Source organism: Streptomyces sp. W16, assembly GCF_033194735.1.
GTDB lineage: Bacteria > Actinomycetota > Actinomycetes > Streptomycetales > Streptomycetaceae > Streptomyces.
The window spans coordinates 1-852 of the sequence record NZ_JAWOAI010001187.1; the positions used below are offsets into that span (position 1 = coordinate 1).

The 852-nt window shown below is 70.1% G+C and carries 2 protein-coding genes; one reads left to right on the plus strand and one right to left on the minus strand.

Annotated features, from left to right (window positions below; all coding sequences use genetic code 11):
- A partial coding sequence (locus tag R6V09_RS54100; protein WP_317888685.1) for an RNA polymerase sigma factor occupies positions 1–264 on the minus strand: 264 nt, incomplete at its 3' end.
- A 124-nt stretch (positions 265–388) separates the two neighbouring features.
- On the opposite strand from R6V09_RS54100, the gene R6V09_RS54105 reads away from it, so the two are divergent.
- Complete coding sequence (locus R6V09_RS54105; protein ID WP_317888686.1) at positions 389–775, plus strand: GntR family transcriptional regulator; 387 nt, start codon at positions 389–391, stop codon at positions 773–775.
- Positions 776–852 lie beyond the last annotated feature (77 nt).

Sequence of the window (852 nt, forward strand, 5' to 3'; positions counted from 1 at the left end):
GATCAGCCGCCGCGACCCGATCCGCCACAGCCACCCGGCAGCGTCCGCCGAGACACCGTCCTCCCGGTAGCGGGCACTGCCCCGCCACACCGCGAGAAACGTCTCCTGTACGACGTCGTCGACCATCCCGGCGTCGGCGCACCGGCCGCGCAGCCGCGCGGTCAGCCATGGCGCGTACCGCCGGTACAGCTCCTCGAACGCGCGCCGGTCGCCGTCCGCCGCGATGGCCCGCAGCAGCTCCCCGTCGCTTCCCGTATCGCTCACATCTCCTCATCGCACGAGCCCCGCCGATCGGTTCACGGACCGGCACATGGATCTCTCTTGACTTTCTCAGCCCCCTTGCACCACCCTTTCACTACTCAATTAGTGAAAGGGTGGTGGAACCCCAGTGGTCGAGTACCGCATCGACCGGCACAGCGGCGTGGCCACCTATGTCCAGATCGTCCAGCAGACCAAGCAGGCCCTCCGCCTGGGAATGCTGGAGCCCGGCGACAAGCTGCCCACGGCCCGCGAGGTCGTGGAGGCCACCGCCATCAACCCGAACACCGTCCTCAAGGCCTACCGCGAGCTGGAGCGCGAGGGACTGGTCGAGGCCCGCCGCGGCCTGGGCACCTTCGTCCGCAAGGCGCTGAGCACCACCCCCGCCGACTCGCCCCTGCGCACCGAACTCGACGACTGGGCGGAGCGCGCCCGGGCCTCCGGATTAGGGCGGGACGACGTCGCCGCGCTCTTCACCGCCGTACTCGACAAGCACTTCCAAGGAGAACCTTCATGACAGGCACCGCCGCGATAGAGGCCGCCGCGCTCGGCAAGCGGTTCGGCCGGCGGGGAGGGTGGGCCCTGCGGGACTGC